This window comes from Methylobrevis pamukkalensis, assembly GCF_001720135.1.
GTDB classification, from domain to species: domain Bacteria; phylum Pseudomonadota; class Alphaproteobacteria; order Rhizobiales; family Pleomorphomonadaceae; genus Methylobrevis; species Methylobrevis pamukkalensis.
This window is the reverse complement of sequence record NZ_MCRJ01000338.1, coordinates 1-362: the sequence shown is the minus strand read 5'-3', so window position 1 is coordinate 362 and position 362 is coordinate 1. Positions and strand designations below refer to the sequence as shown.

Genomic DNA, 362 nt, shown 5'->3' with positions numbered 1-362 from the left:
CCGCGTGGCGAACGGCGGGCCGGCTGCGACCGGGCCGGATGCGGAACGAAGCGGCCAGGGGATGCGTTGCTCTGGTGGAAGGCGCTCGCGTCACGCGACGCCGAACACATGTCAGGAGACACAGATGGTCCATCATCCCGACCAGTATGGCCAGCCCGAGAAAGTCGTCGTTTCCGAGACCGAGGCCAAGCAGGGCGTCGAGACCCATCACATGCGCTATGTGCTGGCCTTCGGCGTCATCGGCGTGATGATCGCCCTGTTCGGCTCGTACTTTTACTACGCGGCGTGACCGCAAGAGGACGGAACGCCGGTTGGCGCGGGCCGCAGATACGCGGCCTCACGCCAGCCAGTTCTCGATCCTG

General features: G+C 65.7%; 1 protein-coding gene. It reads left to right on the top strand.

Annotated features, from left to right (window positions below; all coding sequences use genetic code 11):
• Positions 1 to 124 precede the first annotated feature (124 nt).
• Positions 125 to 289 (top strand): hypothetical protein, encoded by a 165-nt coding sequence (locus A6302_RS23365; RefSeq protein ID WP_169833654.1) that lies wholly within the window; start codon positions 125 to 127, stop codon positions 287 to 289.
• The last annotated feature ends 73 nt before the right edge of the window (positions 290 to 362 follow it).

Coding starts and splice junctions, on each gene's coding strand:
- A6302_RS23365 (WP_169833654.1), top strand. CDS start 125: ATGGTCCATCATCCCGACCAGTATGGCCAGCCCGAGAAAGTCGTCGTT.